Source organism: Roseburia lenta, assembly GCF_014287435.1.
Classification (GTDB): Bacteria; Bacillota; Clostridia; order Lachnospirales; family Lachnospiraceae; genus Pararoseburia; species Pararoseburia lenta.
The window spans coordinates 301,613-321,227 of sequence record NZ_JACOPG010000003.1 but is presented as its reverse complement, the minus strand read 5'-3'; the positions used below and the strand labels follow the sequence as shown (position 1 = coordinate 321,227).

The window sequence follows — 19,615 nt, the reverse complement described above, 5'->3', positions numbered from 1 at the left end:
CTTTTAGTCCTCCTTCACATCAATCATGGCTGCATCTTCTTTGCGAAGAGACAACTCATATCCTCTTACAGTAACTTCAATCGGATCACCAAGTGGTGCGACCTTGCGCACATATACTTCTACGCCCTTTGTGATACCCATATCCATAATTCTTCTCTTGGTAGCGCCCTCTCCGTTTAATTTTGTAACGACTGCGGACTGGCCTACCTTCACATCACGTAATGTTTTCATCTTGTGACTTCCTTTCCTTTGCCATTTTTTTCCTTTATTTAAAAAGCACGTCTTACGCGTACCATTTAAACCATGATCTTAAGTGCCATTTCTTTTCCGATCGCCACACGCGAATCTTTGACATTGATGATCACATTGCCATCTGCCTCCGAAACGACGCTGACTTTGGATCCCGGCACAAATCCTAATTTTTCCAGAAACAATCTCGTTTCTTCTTTGCCACCGACCTTTTTGATCAGCTGCTCTTCTCCTTTGTTTACCATAGCCAAAGGCATCATCTTACTCACCTTCCTCATTTTGTGCACAAATAAAACTTTTGTTAGTATCCGCTAACTCACGGTCAAAAAAGAAAATGCCTGTTCCATGTGAGCAACAATGGTTAGCACTTTCTAACTACATTGATATGTTAGCACAATCTAACTACAGTGTCAATCGCCTCACTTTAGAAAATTTCATAAATTTTCCGGTCCAGTAAGCGGTTTCCTGTATGATTTTTCCATTTTCTATTGCACTTCTTGGAAAAATGCTTATAATTATTTATACAGTTGTTTAACTAATAGGAGGTTTTTACATGAAGAAAGAACAAAGACTCAATCCGGACATTTTTGCAAAGGAATCTATCTGGAAACTCATGGTCAAAATGTGTCTGCCAGCGGTTATCACCATTCTGATCATGGTCATCTATAACATGGCAGACATCTACTTTATCGGACAGTTAAAGGACCCCTACAAGGTCACAGGGCTTTCCCTTTGCATGCCGATCACCACACTCTTATCTGCACTGGGCAGTATGATAGGCACCGGTGCTTCTTCCTGCATTTCCGTTGCCATGGGACGCGGAGATGACTCCAAGGTAGCACACTACTCCAGTTTTTCTTTTTATTTTTCCATCTTCATCGGCGCTGTTTTTACCGCCATCGTTCTCATATTCCAGACCCCCATTCTGGATCTGATCGGCACCAGTGCTAATACCAGAGGCTACGCAGCCTCCTACCTTAGTCTGATCATGCTGGGTGCACCGCTTACCATGCTAAATACTGCGACCGGTCAGATCATCCGTTGTGAAGGTGCCTCTGTATCTGCTATGGTCGGAAACCTTTTGGGAACCATATTAAACATCATTTTGGATCCTATCTTTATTCTTGTGCTTGGCATGGGAGTTCCGGGTGCTGCCATCGCAACCTTGATCGGCACCGCCAGCAGTAGTATTTACTATATCGTTTTCATCATAAGAAAATGTAAACACGTAACCATTCATCTGCACGATTTTACACTGGGGCAAGGCGTTGCGACCGGTGTGCTTGCCATCGGTCTTCCCTCCGGTGTCAGTACGCTGCTCAACAGTATCTCCGGCATTTTTGAAAACAATCTTCTGGTCGCACACGGCGATCATTATGTAGCCGCCTTATCCGTTGCCGGACGTGCCACCATGATCATTGGCATGCTGCAAATCGGCGTTGCTATGGGTGTCCAGCCGATCATCGCCTACAGTTACGGTGCAAGAAATTGGAAACGTATGCGCGAGACGATCTTAAAAACTTCCCTTGTAACCGTTATTCTCGGTCTTGCGCTCACGCTTTTGTGCCGTGGTTTTTCCACTACTCTTGTCAAGGCATTTTTGGATGATACGACGATCATTCCGCTTGGTGTCTACGTGATCAGCATTGGCACACTTTCCGGACCTTTTATCGGTCTCTACCAACTTTGTACCACCTTTTTGCAATCAACCGAGAAGCCATCCTATGCGCTTTTTGTATCTCTTCTGCGGCAGGGCGTGATCTTTATCCCGGCACTTTACCTTCTGGATTCCCTTTACGGATTCCATGGTATCGTGTGGGCGCAGCCGCTTGCGACCTTTATTGCCCTTGGGCTGGCGCTGATTTTCGCCTTGCATCACTACAAAAAACTTCGCACACTTTCCGAAATTTAATGCCATTTTTGCAAAATCCGTGCTATGATGTCATCATAAGTTTATGGCTATCTCCTTGCGAGATAGCAGATTGATCAAATTTAAGATAAGAGGATTATAGATGAACACGAAAAACAACAGAAAATTTCAGGAAACAGATGCTCACATCTGCGCTACTTTTTTAGACTTGTTAGATACGCATGATTTTGACAACATCTCCATTTCCCTGCTCTGTCAGAAAGCCGGCATTACACGCGCCACTTTTTATTCTCATTTTGGCGATATGAATCATTTTTTTGATGCTGTAGCCCAACGGCTTTTTCTCGAATTGCGGGATGAGGACTGTGCAAACTTTCGAAAGATGGACTCACAGGGCGAACTCCACCATGCTTCCATACTATCGCTCTTTGAACATATTTTGAAGTACCGCTCCTTTTATCAGGTCTATATCACACGGGTATCACAGTTACCATTTCTGTCTGTTGTTGCCACCTTCGAACATACAGATGGCATTCACCAATACGCCGTCCGCCATGGTATCACCTCTGCGCGTCAGGCGAATTATTGTGCTACCTTTTACTACACCGGGCTAACTGCCATGATCCGCATGTGGCTGGAAGACGGATGTCCGGAGACACCGGAAGAAATGTATCAACTTATGCTCTTTCAAGCCAAAGCAAATAAAAATATTTTTTAACAAAACTGTTTTATTTTTCCGTCTGCTCGCTAATCTGCCTTCCCTCGTGATCCATATGGTAATTGTCGCGGTGGATGAGTTCCGAGATCGGCACGATCTCATAGCCCTGGTCGCGCAAGGAATTGATGACCGTTTCTAGGGCATCTGCCGTATAGGTCGCACCATTGTGCATCAGGATAATAGATCCATTTCCCAGATGCTTGTGCTCTGTGACTGTCTGCACGATGGAAGATACCCCGTAATTTTTCCAATCCAGACTGTCAACATCCCATTGGATGGGGTAATAGCCCATCTCACGCGCCGTCGTGATGACCTCATTGTCATAGTCGCCATAAGGCGGGCGGAACAAAAACATATCATAGCCGGTAATCTCTTTGACCTTGTCATGCACCTGCTGCAATTCCGATTTACATTCTTCCACGGACAGTTGTGACATATTCTTATGATTTTCGCTATGGTTTCCCAGATCATGCCCCGCTTCATAAATGGCTTTTACATCATCCGGGTAGGACTCAACCCAGCCTCCGGTCATAAAAAAGGTCACATGCACATCATTCTTTTTCAAAATCTCTAGTATCCGCGCCGTATCCTCATTTCCCCATGCCGCATCAAAGGACAATGCCACCTTCTTTTCATCCGTATCGACACAGTAGATGGGCAGTTCCCTGCCGCCAACGCTCGCCGATGTTGTCAGCGCATTGGTCTGATATTGTCCGATCAGCCCTATACTAAGACAGAGCAGCCCCAGTACGACCAGGCCTGCTCTGATTTTATTGTTTTTATGTTTTTGATAATCAGCCATATGTTTCCCCAAGATCTCACTTGGTTTATCCTATGACCTGACTTTTGCTTTTATGCATCCGATCTGGAATAGGCATTTTTCATCTGATTGCTCAGTTCATAAAGAACCTTATCCAGTGTGTCTGCCGTTTCTTTCTGCAGCATATCCGCGATCGCCTGATTTGCTTCATGGCGCAACTGACGACGTTTTGCCGCATCCTGCTCTTTTTCGATCAAGGCATCGTATCTGCCGATCAACTCATGTCCCTTTGCTGCCACTTTTTCCTGATATCTTTCGATATGGAAAATAGACTTGCCATAAGAAGCATCTGCCATGGCTGCGATCATGCGGCTGTTCCAATAGAAGTTGTCGGTCGAAACCTCCTTGGTCGTATTGGACATATATGCCGGTGTTTCTGTCACATCTGCATAGAACGGCACCAGTACATTAAAGGCATTGGAAGCAAAGGCGATCCACTGGATGACGCACTGATCTTCCGTCGCATATGGGCGCATCTGTACGACAGATAAAAAGTCATTGCGGTTAATGCCGATAGAACGATACGCACCAGCCAGGGATTTGTCGCCGTAGGCTGCATAAGGATCATAAGGTGTCCCCTGGAAATGCGCAGAAAGCACATATTTGACATCCTCTACCGTGACCTTTTTCTCCGGTACCACGCACCATGGGATATCATCTGAAAACGGTGTAAAGTCTGCATCCGGTCCATCCCACTTGGCAGAATTCGGATTCAGATAACGCTCCATATACCATGCACGAGGCGTATTATACACATGGTCAGAATCATCATGGCTGCCAAAAGCATCTCTTGGATTAAAATCGCCGTCCAGAGAAAGATCCAGATGATTTTTCTCGATAAATTCTGCCAGATCCGCAGAACACATAAAATCTTTCTGCTGACCCAAACCATCCTCAATATCAAAATAGTCAATGCCTAACTGATTTGGCATAACGACATAAGCATCATCCGGCACACGTCTGGCGATCCAATGATGTCCGCCGATCGTCTCCAGCCACCAGATCTCATCCAGATCCTGGAAAGCGATGCCGTTCATCTCATAGGTGCCGTACTGCTCCAGCAAAGAGCCAAGACGTTTGACACCTTCTCTGGCACTACGGATATAAGGAAGTACAATGTAGACGATATCTTCTTCGCCGATACCTCCGACAATCTCCTCGGTATCCTCAGTCTTTTCCTGATAAACGACCAGAGGATCTGCTCCCAGGACACGCGGGTTGGAAGTGATCGTCTCTGTTGCCGTCATGGCAACATGTGCCTCATTGACACCGCAGGCTGCCCAGATACCCTCGCCCTTCAAGGCATTTGGTACGGCAGTATAGCGCATCGGATCTTCCGGAAGTTGAATCTTTACATGGGAAAGTTCCGAAGTATATACCTTTGGCTGTTTTGCCGGATCCATGGCAATAAATTTCTTTGGAGTAAAATGACCGGAACCGGAATCGTCGTTGCGGGCGATCATGGTCGAGCCATCATATGATGCATTTTTTCCAACTAAAATTGTAGTACAAGGCATAATTTTGTTCCTCCTGATAAATATAGTTTAGGTTAAAAAATATGTGCAGTTGCACAAGATGCTAGTCTATGGCAACTGCACATTTTATATTAGTTACACAATATGAGCCTTTAACAGGTTCGTCGTACCTGCGATTCCCAGTGGCACACCAGCGGTAAGGACCACGGTATCTCCTTCCTGGATTAAACCAGCTTCCTTAGAGCGCTCAAGTGCATGATCGAAAAGTTCATCTGCATCCTGCTTTTCCTCGACTTTCAGAGGAATGACGCCCCAGGAAAGATTTAACTGGCGGCAGACCTTATCTGACATACAGCCACCGATGATCGGGCTCTGCGGACGATACTTGGAGATCATGCGGGCAGTTCGTCCGGACTTGGTGACCGTCACGATACTGGTCGCATTCAAGTCGCCAGCCATCAGACAAGCAGTATGCGAGATCGCATCAGTAATGCTTGGCTTTTCATTGGTCTTGCGGGCACGCAGTCTTGAAATATAATTGATGTCCGCCTCTGTACGCAGTGCGATACGCACCATAGTCTCGACTGCCTCCACCGGATAATCACCGGCAGCAGTCTCACCGGAAAGCATGATGGCACTTGTACCGTCATAGATCGCATTGGCAACATCGGTCGCCTCTGCTCTGGTTGGTCTTGGATGGCTCATCATAGAGTCAAGCATCTGTGTCGCTGTAACAACCACTTTACCGGCATGATATGCCTTTTTAATGATCATCTTCTGGATGATCGGCACTTCCTCAATCGGAATCTCAACACCCATGTCACCACGGGCAACCATGATACCATCGGCTGCTTCAATGATCTCGTCGATATTCTGGATTCCCTGATGGTTCTCGATCTTGGCAATGATCTTGATGTCGTCGCCGCCATGCTCATGTAAAATATCACGTAATTCCTTGACATCTGCTGCGGTTCTAACAAAGGAAGCAGCGATAAAATCAAAGTCTTCCTTTACTGCAAATACGATATCCTTGTAGTCCTTCGGGCTGACATAATCCATAGACAGTTCCACATTTGGTACATTGACACCCTTTTTATTGGACACCTTACCACCGTTGATGACCTTACAGATAATATCGGTATCGGTAACATCCGTAACTGTCATTTCGATCAGACCATCATCGATCAAAATATGTGTCCCCGGTGCTACATCCTTTGGCAGATCTTTGTAACTGACAGAGACACGGTTCTCATCACCCATGATCTCATCTGTCGTCAGCGTAAAGGTCTGTCCTGCTTCTAACATAACCTTGCCTTCTGCGAACTCGCGGAGACGAATCTCCGGTCCCTTGGTATCCAAAAGTGCCGCTACCGGCAAGCCTAATTTCTCTCGTGTTGCACGCAGTTGGGTCAAACGTCCCATCTGTTCCTCGTGATCTCCGTGTGAAAAGTTAAAACGAGCAACGTTCATACCTGCCAACATCAACTTTTCCAGTACGCCTTCCTTTTCTGTGGAAGGACCCATTGTACAAATAATCTTTGTCTTTCTGACCTGTTCCATTTCCTTTTCCTATCCCTATTCTCAATTCTTATTTGCCGATCATGGTGCCATTCTCGCCACCAATCGCAGCATCTTCTGCGGAGAGTTTTGTGATCAGCACCTTGCGGATCGCAGAATCTCCAATGTAATCTACTGCCGCCTGGATTTTTGGAAGCATTGTGCCTTCCTCAAACTCACCGGCTGCCATGTAGTTTTTCGCATCCTGAATGCTCATATAGTCCAGAGGTTTCTCATGATCTGTGCCAAAGCCCAGACACACCTTATCTACACCGGTCAAGATAACAAGCATATCAGCATCCAACTGATCTGCCAGTTGTCCGGCGATTGTATCTTTTTCAATGACTGCGCTTGCGCCCTTTAAGTGGTTATCTTGCTGCAATACCGGGATACCGCCACCACCGCAGGCGATCACGACCTGTCCTGCATCGCAAAGTGCCTTGATCGCATCGATCTCCACGATATCCATTGGCTTTGGTGTTGCCACGATACGTCGATAGCCGTCTTCAACAGCAACGACATGGTTGCCTTTCTTTTCTTCTTCCGCAGCCTCTGCCTCGCTCATCACACGCCCGATCACCTTGCTCGGTTTGTAAAAAGCTTCATCATAAGGATCTACCATGACCTGCGTCAGAACGGTAGAAACCGTCTTGTATATTCCATGGGTCAGAAGTTCACTACGAATCGCATTCTGTAAGTCATATCCGATATATCCCTGACTCATCGCAGAACATACCGACATCGGTGTCGCGGTGTATTCCGGGTATAATCTGCAAAACTCAGACATAGCCGTATGTATCATACTGACCTGTGGGCCATTGCTATGGGTGATAACCACCTGATAATCCTGTTTGATAAATTCAGCCACTGCCTTTGCAGTCTTGACCAATGCCTTCTGCTGCTCCGGAAGTGTTGTCCCTAAAGCATCATGACCTAATGCAATTACGATTCTTTTCTTCTCCATCTGCTAGACCTCCATCCTACTGTTCGTAAAGAAAATAACACTTCTTTACCAAGTTAAATATTATCATAATAGCCTGCCTGCAACAAGCAAAAAAAGAGCGAAAATCTCTTTATCAGAAATTTTCGCCCCTCCCATATTCTTCCTGCCTTATTTTTTCTTGGTAAGCGTGACTTCCATGGTCTTTTCTTCATAGTTGTTGGATGCCTGTGCCACAACAACGTCCACCTTGGTACCTGCCTTCAAATACTGCATCACATTGGATATCTCATCCATAGAACTTACTTCTCTGCCATTGAAAGATACGATGATGTCGCCTTTCTGGATGCCAGCCTTGCTTGCTGCGCTGTTGGCCGCTACCTTTGTGACATACACACCGGTCGGCATGTCATACTGCTTTGATACATCGCTGGCAACGTCCACACCTGAAATGCCAAAGTAAGATGCTTCATCATCGGAAACTACTTCCTGGTTGATGATGGTCTCGATGATATTCTTTGCAGTAGAGATTGGGATGGCATAGCCCATGCCCTCAACCTTGGTATCTGAATATTTTGCAGAAACAATGCCGATGACCTCGCCTTTCATATTCAGAAGTGCTCCACCACTGTTACCAGGGTTTACGGCTGCATCGGTCTGCATCAGGGTACTGGTGACCGTGTTGCCGGACTCATCCTCTAACTGAACTTCACGGCTGAGCGCACTGATAACACCGGTAGTAACAGACTGTCCATAGCCAAGTGCATTACCGATAACAACAGAGGATTCACCAACCTGTACCTGATCGGAATTGCCAAGTGTTGCCACCTTGATCGCATCCATAGTGCTGTCTTCCACATCAGAAAGCGCAACTGCTACGACTGCAAGGTCTACAGAAGAATCTGTTCCCTTTATGGTTGCCGGGGCTGCACTGCCATCGTTGAAGGTGATCGTCAGTGATTCTGCACCGGATACTACATGATTGTTGGTTGCAATGTAAAGATAATCATTATCCTGACTGACAATGATACCGGATCCTGCGGATTCACTCTCGTAGGTCTTGGTCTGCCCAAACATGCTGCGATATTCCGTATAGGAAATATTGGTAACTGCCACAATCGCCGGCATAACATTTTCTACAATGTCGGAAACATCGGATACCGTCGTTGCCGTAGAAACTGCGGTACTGTCCACACTGTCATTGGTCGTCAGTGTCTTTGCTGTTGCCGCTGTCAGATCTACACCAGTCTTCTTGCTGACTGCGTAGGTCACACCGCTAAAGGTGCCGCCTGCTACCAAACCAAAGACAAGGGCTATTGCAACGACCTTCAGCAACTTATTGCCAAAGTTGCCCTTGGAAAAGAATTGTTTGATCTTGCCATTGCCACTTCTATGATGCTTCTCATGACCACCTGCATTCTGTCCGCCATAGGGATTGTAATTGTAGGTATTCTGGTCTTGATAAGCATTCTGCTGATAGCCGGTCCCTGCACCGCTCGTATAGGTCTGCCGGTTCTGCTGATCTGCTGTAGCATTTTCTCCCTGATTGATGTCAGAGTAACTATAAGAATAAACGGAACTCGCCTGTTCTCCATTATTATTCTGCGTGTTCTCGCCTTGTGTATTCTGATCGAACTCGCTCATTTGTATCGTCTCCTTTCGGTTCCTTGCTTATGTCACTTAGTGTAGGGGTTAAATGTGATAACTTTGTGATGAAAGATAGGACATTTTTTGAAGTCTTGTGAAGCGGCGGATTGGATGGGCGCGTGTACAGCTGGGGCTGAACCAAGGGGGAGGCAGGGGAGGATGTGTCATAAAATTCTGTATCTCTAGAAAGAGACTATTTGTTTTTATCTTTTAGAACTGTCTTTGCAAAGTTAGACAGGCGCTGTGCAAGAGACAGTTCATTTTCAAACAAACAGTCTCTTTCAGAGATACGACGAATTTTTACTCAAATACATCCTCCCCTGCCTCCCCCTTGGTTCAGCCCCAGCTGTACACGCACCCATGCAATCCGCATTCTTTAGGAACGCAAAAATCCGAGGGCAATTCCCTCGGATTTTTTTCTGTAGATTTAGAAGCCGTAATCCAACGCATCATCCTGCGTGTAACCGGTGAAGTTTACGATATCATCACTGATCTTGACCAGTTCATCAGACAACTGTGCATCCTCATTTCCAAACAGATATGCATGCAGATATTTTACATTGGATTCCAGTGTACACGGTACGACCAGACTTCCCTGCGAACCAAAGTTACCTGTTCGCTTAGCAAATGGGAATCCTGCGGTTCCTGCCAACTGATAATCTTTCATGGATGTTGCCATGGAAATGATCTGTGTCATGGTAAAGTTGGTGCCGATATCATCAAATACGGCATCTACCAGATCGTTCAGTTCACTCAGGCTTGCGCCATCTAATTTTGCCACCATCTGCTCTAAGACGGTTCTCTGCCTCTCCGCACGACCGAAGTCACCGCCTGCAGTATAACGGATACGGCAATAGGCAACTGCCTGCACACCATTGACCGTCTGATGACCAACGGATACATTGCCGCCCTTTCGTCCGGTGATCTCAGCGGTCATTGCGATGTAGCCGCCGACACCATTCATATAAGATGCTTCTTCATCCGTAATGTCCAATTCAATGCCGCCCAAGGCATCTACCGCCTCAGCCAGTGCATAGAAGTCAACGGATACATATTTTTGAATGTTCAGATCCAGGTTGCGGTTGAGCATCTCAATGGCTTCCTGCGGTCCGCCATGATTGTATGCATAATTACATTTACGGAATGTCTCATCACCATCCACATCCAGACAGGTATCACGGTAAACAGATACCAGTTTTACTTCCTTGGTGTTGTTGTTAATGCTGCAGATCATGATGCTGTCACTGTTACCGGAATCATAATTACCGGTCGCACGGTTGTCCACACCAAACAGGGCAATCGTCGTATAGTCATCCAAAAGATCCTGTGTTTCTTCATCCAGATTATTTGTCTTTAAGTTCTTCAGATCATCCCAGTTGATCAGACCGACCTTTAACCAAAGGAAAAGACCTGCCAAGAGCAAAAGTAAAACAATTACCTCAATGATGAGGATTGTCTTTCTTCTCTTTCTCCGTTTCTGGCTGCGGGTCATTTTTTACCCTTCTTGCCTTTGCCACGCACCTCTTCCTCATGGTCGCGGCGTGAGCCACCACGGCTGCCACTACTGCGCCTTCTGTCGGATGTCTCCTGCGGCATTTCTATATTGTATATCTCTTTTTTTGCCATTTTATTCTCCCTTGTGGAATCCTCTTTACAAAATTGCACATATCAAACTAGAATTTTATACCATAACAAGTTTGTCGTCAAGAAATACCACTCATTATTCACAGATGCTATGCCAGTCTCTCCTCTTCGGATCCGATCGCATCCAGGCGATAATTGAGTAATCCCATCGGCAGATTTGGATTATAGTAAGGATCTCCCTCTGCCAGCAGATCTGCCCATTTTTCCAGCATTGCTTCATGCGAAACCCGACTGCTCTCATCCTGTTTGCCGGGACTTTTGACAATGATCCCCGGATCTACGATCGTACGATAGCCTGCTTTTTTTGCACGCAGGCAGAAATCCAGCATCTGGTCTCTGCCGGAAAGTTTTGGATCCAGTCCTCCCAGTTTTCGATAAACCTTGGCATCGATCATGCAATAGCGGAAATCGACCATACTGACCTCCCGCGGAATGCCTGCCAGATTATCGTATGTCGTCTGATAGATCTTCGTATCGTAAAATGCCGGGTAGATATCTCCCTGCGCATCAAATAAAAAGCCACAGTTTTCCATGGCAAATCCGCCTTTTAAAAAGCGTACTCCCACAACAGCAACATCCTTCCGGCACAAATGCCCGTACATTTTCTGCAAATTCGACCGTGTCAGGGCACGCACCGATGGCTCATGCAAAAACATATAGTCCCGCTGCTGTGTCGCCACACCCTTGCCATCGTAAGGAATCTGCCACCATGCTCCACCGGCTGCCGGCGTGATCGAACCGTCCAGCAGGATACCCTGCCGTCGCAAAGATGCTTCTACCGCAAGGATGTGTTCTGCCGCAAAACGTTTCTGCCAGACTTTTTCCTCTTTCCGCAGTAGTTTTTCCCGCATTCTCTCATGATATAAAAGCATAGGAATCCGAAGACTTGCTCCCCCCATTTCCACCAGCCGGAGCAGATATTCGTAAACACAGGCATAGGACAATTGCTGGCGAAACTCGCCCAAGGCATATGCCGCCGAACAGGAAACCAGGAAATGCTGCCCAATATAATTGCAATGCCGCAAAAGTTCCATGTTCAGTTCCGGTTTAAAATGCGGTTCCATGCGATCCTGTCCTACCAGCATATCGTGATCCATATAGATCAGCTCCGGTGCTTTCTCCTGCTTTTGCATAAAGCGGTTGTATGCGCCGGCGATCTGCAAAAGGGCATCCGGTTGTAGTCTATCGTGCTGTCCTACAAAGAAAATATAGTTACCTTCCAGGTCACGTCCTTTTTTTCCAAAGTCTGCCATCACATAATGAGAGCCTATGTTATACGCATAGGCTCTCCCCTTAGAATTCTTTAATTGTCTGTAATGTGCCCGGTCATCTTCCGGGAAAAATTCGGCTACCATGGAAGAAAAACCATAGGCCGGATTCTGATCCAACACATAAAGTTCCCATCTGTCATAGGTCTGGGAAACCAGTGATTCCAGCAGATCACGAAAATATGCTTCTTTCGTTTCATGCAGCCAAACAATGACTGAAATTCCCGGCATCTCCATTATTTTGATCCCTTTCCCGTAAGTACAACACCAATGGTCTTAAATAACAACATGATATCCAGTCCCAAGGACCAGTTGGAAATATACTGGGTATCCAATGCGACCACATCTTCAAAATCTGTGATGTCGCTTCGTCCGCTGACCTGCCACATACCGGTCAGCCCCGGTTTGATCCCCAGTCTTGCCTTGTGATGATATTCATAGTTTAAAAATTCATCCTCTGTCGGCGGACGCGTACCCACCAGACTCATATCGCCTTTTAGGACATTCCAGAACTGCGGCAGTTCATCAATGGAATACTTTCGCATAAAATGACCGATCGGTATGATCCGCGGATCATTCTCCATTTTGAACATATTGCCGCTCATCTCGTTATCTTTCATCAATTCTGCCTTGCGCTCCTCTGCATCTACATACATGGAACGAAACTTGTAGAAATTAAAGCGTCTGCCATTCTTGCCGATCCTCACCTGTTTGAAAAAGACCGGTCCCGGTGACTGGATCTTGATAATCGGTGCAAAGATAACAAAAGCGATCGCCGTCAGTGCCAGACCCACAATACCGCCTGCAATATCCATCAGGCGTTTTACAAATAATTGTCTGGCATTGGCAATGTGCATGCTGGATGTCAGGACAATGAAGCTTCCATAATTTTCAATACGACGGTTTGGAACCATCTGCTTGGTATTGATCAGGCTGATGTGTGCCGTGATGCCAAGTTCCACCATCTCTGCCGCAAGTGCCTCAGACGAAGATCTGGTATTGCCGTTGATAAAGACCTCGTCCACCACATTGGTTCGCAGATACTCCATAAAAGTATCCGCACTGGCAACGACCGGGATCCCCTGTATCATCTGCCCCCGCATATCTTGATCAATAACAACGACACCTGACACCTTAAAATCCGTGTACTTGTCGTGTGCGATCTCATTTAAGCACTGTTCTACCGTATGCGTATCTGCCACAACCAGCATCCATGCCTTATTCTGATCTTCCAACTTGCGCTTGCGGATGACTCTTTTTAAGACCACCCTGCTAAAATAGGACAGGATGATAAAAAGTCCCAAAAAGACAAAAAGCATCTGTCTGGAATACTCCACAGAGGTCTTTGTCGCATACATATATACCAGAACACCGCCCCAGACCACGGCGCAATGCGTCACAGTCGAGCGTAATTCCTGATACTTGTTTCGCCGCAGGATACCCGTGTATGCCTCTGAAAAAAAGACCACACACACATCGATCAAAAGCGCGATCACCGCAATACGCACATATAATTCGTGATTAAAAAGCCATGCATGCTCAAAGCGCCAGCCATACGCCAAAATGAGCGCCAACTCCATCATGAGCATATCTAAGATCGTAAAATCCAGATGCTTCATCCAACTACGTTTTTCGTCTCGGTACATTCATGCCTCCTGTACGCCCATAACTCTCTACAAGGATGCTTTCATGCTCCCTGCGTGTTTTCTCTGTCGTGTAAAAATCTCTTATGCCTTTGCCTTGCCGTGGATAAACAACCAAGACTGCGCGTAATCTTCGCGCTGTTCGTCGCTCATCTGTGAGTATTCTACAAAGGTCAGACGGGATGGCAGCATCTGCACGCCACTGCATTTGTGACATTCAACTTCTTTTCTGCGTGATACTGTGCGAATCCATCCACATTCCGGACAGATGAAAACTTTCATCATAACTCTACTCCATTCCTCTCCAATAATTCTCTTGCCGAATCCAAAGAGTCCACACCATGTAAATTCTTGATCGGTGCGAATTCCTTTTCTCTGACGACCTCATAAGGCAGATTGTCATCCATCATACGGATCATATCTACAACCAGTGTTTCAAACTTGTAACCATTTGGTGACTCCGGTTTGATCAGATTCCCCGCCTCGTCAATATATGGGATCTTTTTCTCCACCACATGTACCGGAAGATGGCGTCCCACGATCTCTTCCAACTTATCTACACGGAAAATGTAATTTAAGATCACTCCAAAAGCATAGAGCAAATCTCCCTTTTCATCGGTGCTCTCTGCCATTTCCTTGCTCATTTCATAGTATTCCACAACAGATGGCTTTCCATCCTCCAGACAGAGAACTCCCATCTTCTCATAAGCGTCTACCTTGCGCACCACCTTACTGCCGCTGACCTTGCCGCTGAGAATGGTTGCTCCGACAAAAGCAGGATCACAGATGCGCTGCAAGACATTATCTACCGCGAAAATGTTGATCCATTCTACCCCACGCTTATGTACATCTTCCAGCAATCCAGCCTTTTTCAAAGATGAGAACCAGCCGCCATTACCGTTTGGTGATGTTGCCAGACGTCCCGGCTCCTCTAATAACAACTTGCCATCATAGTCGACAGCCGCTGCCATCTCCTGTACGAAGAAGGCGACATCCTCTTTCGGATAACCGAAATAGTCGTGTTCCTCGAAAAAGCGGATCGTCTCGTCATTGTTCTTCTCACTGGTCATGATGTAAAGCGGAATACTCTTACCGGCAACACTTGTCACATCCATCAGATTGTGGATGAGGCTTTCAAATAAGTACAAAGTACGGTTGATGCCCACATTTAACTCGCCCTTTGGCTTGTCCAGCCCCAGACGCGTTCCCATACCGCCTGCCAGTAAAAGCGCTGCAACCTTGCCTGCCCGGATTGCCTCATAACCTGCTTCCTCGAACTCTGCACGGCGCGCATTGATCTCATCAATATCCACGGCACTGAGCGGAGAAATCTCTCCTACCGGCACCTTTTCCTGCACACCTGCCAGTGCCAGATCGTCCCAATTCACCTCGGAGATCTGGGTCAGAAGTCCCTCCTGTGCCTCCGCGGATAAGTCATCAAAATGTCTGAGGACATGTTCTTGTCCATGTTCTTTTAAAATCTCTTCTGCTTCATTTCTTGTCATTACGATACCTCTCCTATCTCATATCTGGTATAGATCGTATCTATTCTACCGACCTGTCATACATGACCGGCAAATGCGTAGGGTCCTTTAACTTGTAGAGCGTATAGCCCAGATTCGGATACTCCGCCACCTGCGTCATAGCATCGGTTTCCTCTATGGTATAGGCATCATTTGACACCAAAATATAATCCAGCGTCTGCGGTGCCCCGTAGCCGGCATACTTGGCTACTTCGCCCTCACTCCACAAACCATACTTTTTGATATTCCCCTGCGTCAAGGCAAAATACCAGCCCCCGGCAATACCGATATTGCGCACATTATCACAATCGATCAGAAATGTGTCGAGCAATTCTTCATGGGTAACCGGCTCTATGACCCCAATACCGACATCCGCATGTTCCCGCACAAAATCACATACCTGCTCCGCCTCGGTCGTTTCCGCCTGCGTATGCGTATGTGTTTTATACTGGACATATGTGGATAATATATTATTGCCAAGTGATACGATCAAAATTCCCGACAATAATAATGTGATAAAAAACTTGCTCTTATTATAAAACAGATAGGTAAAAATTGCCACTATTACTATCAAAAGCAGCACGCAAAGCCTTGCCTTGTATGGCAAAAAAGTATGTCCGTCCTGCGAAAATACCTGAACGAAAAAGAGCATGGTGTGGTCGATCGTCTGTCCGTTAAAACCGACAAAGGAGACCAGGCATAGGCCAAGGGCTGCCGCTAACGCCAAAACATGGCGAAAAGCAAAGACCGGTCTTTTTTGTTCCAGCAGATGAAAAAGAAGGATCAAAAACGGTACAAAAAGATACTCCACATAGCGGATATGCGCACGTGGGGTCAGGCTTGGATAATCCTCATAGATATAGATCGTATAGGACACAACTGCCGCTGTAACCACGATCACATAGACCAGAAAGAGACATAACTTTCTGGCATTTTTCTCCATCGTTCTGCCAAAGATGACCGGATAAAGTATCGGCAAGAACAAAAAGGCGATCAGTGTGCTCACGATAAAAAAGAGGGTTCCGTATAAAAGATACCAGAATCGTTCCTGTAAAAGCGTCAAATCAAATCCCAGTTGATAATACTGTGTTCCCGCATTGGAAAACAGGTAGATCCCGATACAGGCGACCGCCATCAAAAGCAGTGCCAGAAGAAATTTCCAGGTCTGCTTTTTGCCCGGTGCCACGTCGTCCTTTTCCATCCCTTTCCGTTGTCTCCAGCCCAGCAGGCGGTCTGTCACAAAATATAAGACCAATGCCACCGGTATCACAAGTACCAGTTCCTTGACCAGATATGCCAGCAGCCAGACCAGCACCGTCACAACCAGCATGAGTATCTTCTTTTTCCCATGCCAGGCATCTGTCAGCAACTGATAGATCAAATAGATCAAAAGTACCATGACCGGTATAAAGAGGACTTCACTGGCATAGGTCATAGAATAGGTCATGGTCGCAGACAGGGCATAAAAAAGCAGACTCCATCTGCGAAATCTTTCCTCTTTCAGAAGTTTCTTTGCCAGAGCATTAACCGGAAAAAGTCCCAAGGACATGACCAGCGCACTGATAAAGCCTATGACCATAGTCCGCACCCTGAGATTTGAAAAGGCAAATGCCGGTGCGATCAGAAGCGAATAACCGATCTTTCCAAAGTCTGTCGGCAGATTGAATGCCAAAACCTTGTGCTGGTTCCACAGACTGGCTGCTGCCGACAAATATAAAGCCTCGTCCGGATAACAATTAACGGTACGGGGATAGTAACATCCCAGCACCGTTCGAACGATCACGCTGATCCAAAAGACCGCCCATACAAAGCGGTTCTCCTTTTTGTGTATCAATGTCATATCTGACTCTCCTACTTTTTCCCACGGAATACGATCAACTTGCTGAACACATAATTGAGTGCGATCACAATGATCTGCGCCAACATCTTGATCAACATGTTTGGCAAATGATAAACCTCGATGCAGAAATATAGCATCATCTCCTCGATGCCAAGTGTCAGCAGACGTCCTAAGCAAAATCCGCCCAACTGCACAAAAAAGGCATACACGCCCTTGGGGTGAAAAATAAATACCCAGCGGCGGTTCGTATAAAACGCAAACAAAGTGGCAAAGATCCAAGCGATCGCATTTGCCACTAATACACCAAGATCTATCGTCTCAGTAAATAAGGAATATACAAATAAATTGATGAGTACTGTACCTAATCCAAATAAGGCATAAAGCCACATCTCCCGATATTTGTAATAAATCGGACGAAACCAGCCAAGCCATGATACGGATACAACCCGATCAAATATATCTTCTTTTCTCATCCATTCCCTCCTACAGGGAGTATTTATCTACAGAATGAATGCATTTTACCACTTTTGTAAGAGAGTGTCAAAAACCTTGCCTGACCTCTTATGCCGACTTGCAATAGCCCATGCGGATGTGATCCGCCAGCATGGCAATAAACTCCGAATTGGTTGGTTTCCCCTTGCAGTCATCCACCGTATAACCGAAAATGTAATCGATCATCTCCACACTTCCGCGCGCCCAGGATGTCTCGATCGCATGACGGATCGCACGCTCGACGCTAGCAGCCGTCACACCGAACTGGTCTGCCAGGCTCGGATACAAGCGCTTTGTGACAGATGATATATACTCAACACTCTGCAAAGTCATAAAAATGGCTTCGCGCAGATACTGATAACCATTCAACTGTGCCGGAACACCGACTGCCAGCAGGAGTCTGGTGATCTCCCTGCGGATACATGCCGCCTCATCCGTCTGCGGATTACTGTAGACACGCGTTAAGACATTCTGTTTTTGCCCCTGCATCCGGTCTTCGACACTCCGCTTGATCTCGCGCAGAATCAGATCCGCGTGGAAAGGTTTGACAATATAATATTCTGCCCCTTTGGCAAAAGCATCAGCCGCCACACGCTCGTCCCCAAGTGCGCTGACCATAATGAACTTGGTCGGAATATCTTCCTCCTCTTTTACCTGACTCAAAACCTCTAAACCATCCCCTAAGGGCATGACAACATCCAATAACATGACATCCGGCTTCTGGCTCTTTACCAAAGCCAGGGCTTCCACACCGCTCATCGCTTCGCCAACGATCTCCAGATCTGTGTCCATTTCTGCGATCGCACGAAGCATCTGCCGCGAAAGTTCGTTATCGTCTGCTATACCAACCCTGATCTTCTTCATTTTTCATGTTCTCCTTTTCCCACCGTTTACGAAAAAGCAGACCTATATCCACAGATACATCCATCCGGTTCCCTGATTTCTCGTAAAACCATATTTTTTGTAGAATTTTATACGCTGCCATTTGGACAATTTTCCGATCTCGGAAAATTCTTCCAATATTTTCTTTTGTTTTTCCGGAAGGGCATCAACCAAATACATCTGCCCTGCCAGATCCCTTCCCTTTTGCAAAAAAGCCCGCTTCTGCTGCATAAAACGACCGCTGCATAAATCTATCAGATTGCGCTTGATCTTATCTGCCTTGCTCTCCGTCCTGGCTCCCATCTCATTGTTGGCATGCTGCCTGTAATATGCACAGGCCTCATCCACTACTCCGACATGTTCTGTGCCATATGCCGCCGCCAAAGCCAAGATCCATACATCATGCATCTCAATCTTGGTCGGATCCCGCAACTCTAGCGCCGCATCACGCAGCGGGCGGTTAAACAGCATGGTACATCCTGCCGCCGGGTTATCCATGATGATCTCTGCCATAGACGTACGGTAAGGATCCCGTCCGATATAGCGGATGAAAGACGGGGCAATCTCCTGCAAATTCTCATCGACCACCTGCATATCCGTGAAAACACAGAATGCCTGGTATTTATCCTGACAAAGCGTCTCCGTCTGTTTCATCTTTCTGAAACTTTTCTCGACCTTGTCCGGCATCCATACATCATCCTGATCAGCAAACATATAGTAGTCGGATTCCACCTGCGCAAGCATCCAAAAAAAATTATCCTTTGCAGATCCCTGTGCTTGACCCTCAAGGATCATAAAGTGATACGGATGATCTTCCACCCACTTTTTGAGAATATGCATCGTCTGGTCTGTCGAACCGTCGTCATGGATATAGCAGAAAAAATCGTCTTCTGTCTGTTTTTCCAGCGACCGTAGCATCTCTTCTACATATTTTTCACCATTGTAGGTTGCCATTAAGATTGCAATCGTTTTTGCATTATTTTTTATCATTTATGCCACCTCGTCTTTTCGTGCTACCATTTTAACACCCTATCCATACTGACTCAA

19 protein-coding genes are annotated in these 19,615 nt (G+C 46.4%); 2 read left to right on the top strand and 17 right to left on the bottom strand.

Translation table 11 applies throughout. The features are described 5' to 3' along the window. Positions 1 to 3 precede the first annotated feature (3 nt). Positions 4 to 231 (bottom strand): FeoA family protein, encoded by a 228-nt coding sequence (locus H8R94_RS08930; RefSeq protein WP_118281622.1) that lies wholly within the window; start codon positions 229 to 231, stop codon positions 4 to 6. A gap of 65 nt (positions 232 to 296) precedes the next feature. Further along, on the bottom strand, positions 297 to 509 hold the full coding sequence (locus tag H8R94_RS08925) for a FeoA family protein (RefSeq protein WP_186854559.1): 213 nt from the start codon (positions 507 to 509) through the stop codon (positions 297 to 299). A gap of 293 nt (positions 510 to 802) precedes the next feature. Between H8R94_RS08925 and H8R94_RS08920 the strand changes: the two genes are divergently transcribed. Together H8R94_RS08920 and H8R94_RS08915 are read left to right on the top strand one after the other, a co-directional pair. Beyond that, positions 803 to 2,161: an MATE family efflux transporter gene (locus tag H8R94_RS08920; protein ID WP_118535359.1), complete on the top strand. Its 1,359-nt coding sequence runs from the start codon at positions 803 to 805 to the stop codon at positions 2,159 to 2,161. A 100-nt stretch (positions 2,162 to 2,261) separates the two neighbouring features. Then, positions 2,262 to 2,837: a TetR/AcrR family transcriptional regulator gene (locus tag H8R94_RS08915; RefSeq protein WP_118281619.1), complete on the top strand. Its 576-nt coding sequence runs from the start codon at positions 2,262 to 2,264 to the stop codon at positions 2,835 to 2,837. A gap of 10 nt (positions 2,838 to 2,847) precedes the next feature. Here H8R94_RS08915 and H8R94_RS08910 read toward each other — a convergent pair whose 3' ends face one another. The 15 genes from H8R94_RS08910 to H8R94_RS08840 form a co-directional block, all read right to left on the bottom strand. Next, complete coding sequence (locus H8R94_RS08910) at positions 2,848 to 3,639, bottom strand: polysaccharide deacetylase family protein (protein WP_118535361.1); 792 nt, start codon at positions 3,637 to 3,639, stop codon at positions 2,848 to 2,850. 50 nt (positions 3,640 to 3,689) lie between these two features. Continuing rightward, the gene (locus tag H8R94_RS08905) at positions 3,690 to 5,174 is read right to left on the bottom strand and encodes a C69 family dipeptidase (protein WP_178011181.1); all 1,485 of its coding nucleotides are present in this window, start codon (positions 5,172 to 5,174) and stop codon (positions 3,690 to 3,692) included. Positions 5,175 to 5,267: 93 nt separating this feature from the next. Beyond that, positions 5,268 to 6,692 carry a pyruvate kinase gene (gene pyk, locus H8R94_RS08900; protein WP_118535362.1) on the bottom strand — a complete coding sequence of 475 codons (1,425 nt, stop codon included), beginning with the start codon at positions 6,690 to 6,692 and terminating at the stop codon, positions 5,268 to 5,270. A 28-nt stretch (positions 6,693 to 6,720) separates the two neighbouring features. After that, a complete protein-coding gene (gene arcC, locus H8R94_RS08895) occupies positions 6,721 to 7,653 on the bottom strand; it encodes a carbamate kinase (protein ID WP_118281615.1) in 933 nt (310 codons plus the stop codon). 147 nt (positions 7,654 to 7,800) lie between these two features. Continuing rightward, entirely contained in the window at positions 7,801 to 9,273 is a 1,473-nt protein-coding gene (locus tag H8R94_RS08890) for a S1C family serine protease (RefSeq protein ID WP_186854449.1), read from the bottom strand. A gap of 430 nt (positions 9,274 to 9,703) precedes the next feature. Next, positions 9,704 to 10,768 carry an LCP family protein gene (locus H8R94_RS08885; RefSeq protein ID WP_186854448.1) on the bottom strand — a complete coding sequence of 355 codons (1,065 nt, stop codon included), beginning with the start codon at positions 10,766 to 10,768 and terminating at the stop codon, positions 9,704 to 9,706. Continuing rightward, on the bottom strand, positions 10,765 to 10,902 hold the full coding sequence (locus tag H8R94_RS08880; protein WP_186854447.1) for a hypothetical protein: 138 nt from the start codon (positions 10,900 to 10,902) through the stop codon (positions 10,765 to 10,767). The genes H8R94_RS08885 and H8R94_RS08880 overlap by 4 nt, the downstream gene beginning before the upstream one ends. 107 nt (positions 10,903 to 11,009) lie before the next feature. Then, a complete protein-coding gene (locus H8R94_RS08875; protein WP_118535364.1) occupies positions 11,010 to 12,425 on the bottom strand; it encodes a glycosyltransferase family 2 protein in 1,416 nt (471 codons plus the stop codon). Beyond that, complete coding sequence (locus tag H8R94_RS08870) at positions 12,425 to 13,834, bottom strand: sugar transferase (protein ID WP_186854446.1); 1,410 nt, start codon at positions 13,832 to 13,834, stop codon at positions 12,425 to 12,427. Before H8R94_RS08870 ends, H8R94_RS08875 begins: the two co-directional genes overlap by 1 nt. An 81-nt stretch (positions 13,835 to 13,915) precedes the next feature. Then, positions 13,916 to 14,116, bottom strand: a complete 201-nt coding sequence (locus H8R94_RS08865) for a DNA-directed RNA polymerase subunit M (protein WP_118281611.1) — start codon at positions 14,114 to 14,116, stop codon at positions 13,916 to 13,918. Continuing rightward, complete coding sequence (locus H8R94_RS08860; protein WP_118281610.1) at positions 14,113 to 15,336, bottom strand: UTP--glucose-1-phosphate uridylyltransferase; 1,224 nt, start codon at positions 15,334 to 15,336, stop codon at positions 14,113 to 14,115. Before H8R94_RS08860 ends, H8R94_RS08865 begins: the two co-directional genes overlap by 4 nt. 40 nt (positions 15,337 to 15,376) lie before the next feature. After that, positions 15,377 to 17,194 (bottom strand): glycosyltransferase family 39 protein, encoded by a 1,818-nt coding sequence (locus H8R94_RS08855; RefSeq protein ID WP_186854445.1) that lies wholly within the window; start codon positions 17,192 to 17,194, stop codon positions 15,377 to 15,379. Between the two features lie 11 nt (positions 17,195 to 17,205). Then, the gene (locus H8R94_RS08850; RefSeq protein WP_118281608.1) at positions 17,206 to 17,667 is read right to left on the bottom strand and encodes a GtrA family protein; all 462 of its coding nucleotides are present in this window, start codon (positions 17,665 to 17,667) and stop codon (positions 17,206 to 17,208) included. 88 nt (positions 17,668 to 17,755) lie between these two features. Further along, positions 17,756 to 18,550, bottom strand: coding sequence for a sporulation transcription factor Spo0A (gene spo0A, locus H8R94_RS08845; RefSeq protein WP_118281607.1), 795 nt, complete (start codon positions 18,548 to 18,550; stop codon positions 17,756 to 17,758). 42 nt (positions 18,551 to 18,592) lie between these two features. Next, positions 18,593 to 19,558: a glycosyltransferase family 2 protein gene (locus H8R94_RS08840; RefSeq protein ID WP_186854444.1), complete on the bottom strand. Its 966-nt coding sequence runs from the start codon at positions 19,556 to 19,558 to the stop codon at positions 18,593 to 18,595. Positions 19,559 to 19,615: the final 57 nt, after the last annotated feature.

What these genes read in the sequence shown, in the direction of transcription:
- H8R94_RS08885 (WP_186854448.1), bottom strand. Translation starts at nt 10,768, where the DNA reads ATGACCCGCAGCCAGAAACGGAGAAAGAGAAGAAAGACAATCCTCATC.
- H8R94_RS08870 (WP_186854446.1), bottom strand. Translation starts at nt 13,834, where the DNA reads ATGTACCGAGACGAAAAACGTAGTTGGATGAAGCATCTGGATTTTACG.
- H8R94_RS08880 (WP_186854447.1), bottom strand. Translation starts at nt 10,902, where the DNA reads ATGGCAAAAAAAGAGATATACAATATAGAAATGCCGCAGGAGACATCC.
- H8R94_RS08850 (WP_118281608.1), bottom strand. Translation starts at nt 17,667, where the DNA reads ATGAGAAAAGAAGATATATTTGATCGGGTTGTATCCGTATCATGGCTT.
- spo0A (WP_118281607.1), bottom strand. Translation starts at nt 18,550, where the DNA reads ATGAAGAAGATCAGGGTTGGTATAGCAGACGATAACGAACTTTCGCGG.
- H8R94_RS08860 (WP_118281610.1), bottom strand. Translation starts at nt 15,336, where the DNA reads ATGACAAGAAATGAAGCAGAAGAGATTTTAAAAGAACATGGACAAGAA.
- H8R94_RS08890 (WP_186854449.1), bottom strand. Translation starts at nt 9,273, where the DNA reads ATGAGCGAGTTCGATCAGAATACACAAGGCGAGAACACGCAGAATAAT.
- H8R94_RS08855 (WP_186854445.1), bottom strand. Translation starts at nt 17,194, where the DNA reads ATGACATTGATACACAAAAAGGAGAACCGCTTTGTATGGGCGGTCTTT.
- H8R94_RS08930 (WP_118281622.1), bottom strand. Translation starts at nt 231, where the DNA reads ATGAAAACATTACGTGATGTGAAGGTAGGCCAGTCCGCAGTCGTTACA.
- H8R94_RS08910 (WP_118535361.1), bottom strand. Translation starts at nt 3,639, where the DNA reads ATGGCTGATTATCAAAAACATAAAAACAATAAAATCAGAGCAGGCCTG.
- pyk (WP_118535362.1), bottom strand. Translation starts at nt 6,692, where the DNA reads ATGGAACAGGTCAGAAAGACAAAGATTATTTGTACAATGGGTCCTTCC.
- H8R94_RS08905 (WP_178011181.1), bottom strand. Translation starts at nt 5,174, where the DNA reads ATGCCTTGTACTACAATTTTAGTTGGAAAAAATGCATCATATGATGGC.
- arcC (WP_118281615.1), bottom strand. Translation starts at nt 7,653, where the DNA reads ATGGAGAAGAAAAGAATCGTAATTGCATTAGGTCATGATGCTTTAGGG.
- H8R94_RS08840 (WP_186854444.1), bottom strand. Translation starts at nt 19,558, where the DNA reads ATGATAAAAAATAATGCAAAAACGATTGCAATCTTAATGGCAACCTAC.
- H8R94_RS08925 (WP_186854559.1), bottom strand. Translation starts at nt 509, where the DNA reads ATGATGCCTTTGGCTATGGTAAACAAAGGAGAAGAGCAGCTGATCAAA.
- H8R94_RS08865 (WP_118281611.1), bottom strand. Translation starts at nt 14,116, where the DNA reads ATGATGAAAGTTTTCATCTGTCCGGAATGTGGATGGATTCGCACAGTA.
- H8R94_RS08915 (WP_118281619.1), top strand. Translation starts at nt 2,262, where the DNA reads ATGAACACGAAAAACAACAGAAAATTTCAGGAAACAGATGCTCACATC.
- H8R94_RS08875 (WP_118535364.1), bottom strand. Translation starts at nt 12,425, where the DNA reads ATGGAGATGCCGGGAATTTCAGTCATTGTTTGGCTGCATGAAACGAAA.
- H8R94_RS08920 (WP_118535359.1), top strand. Translation starts at nt 803, where the DNA reads ATGAAGAAAGAACAAAGACTCAATCCGGACATTTTTGCAAAGGAATCT.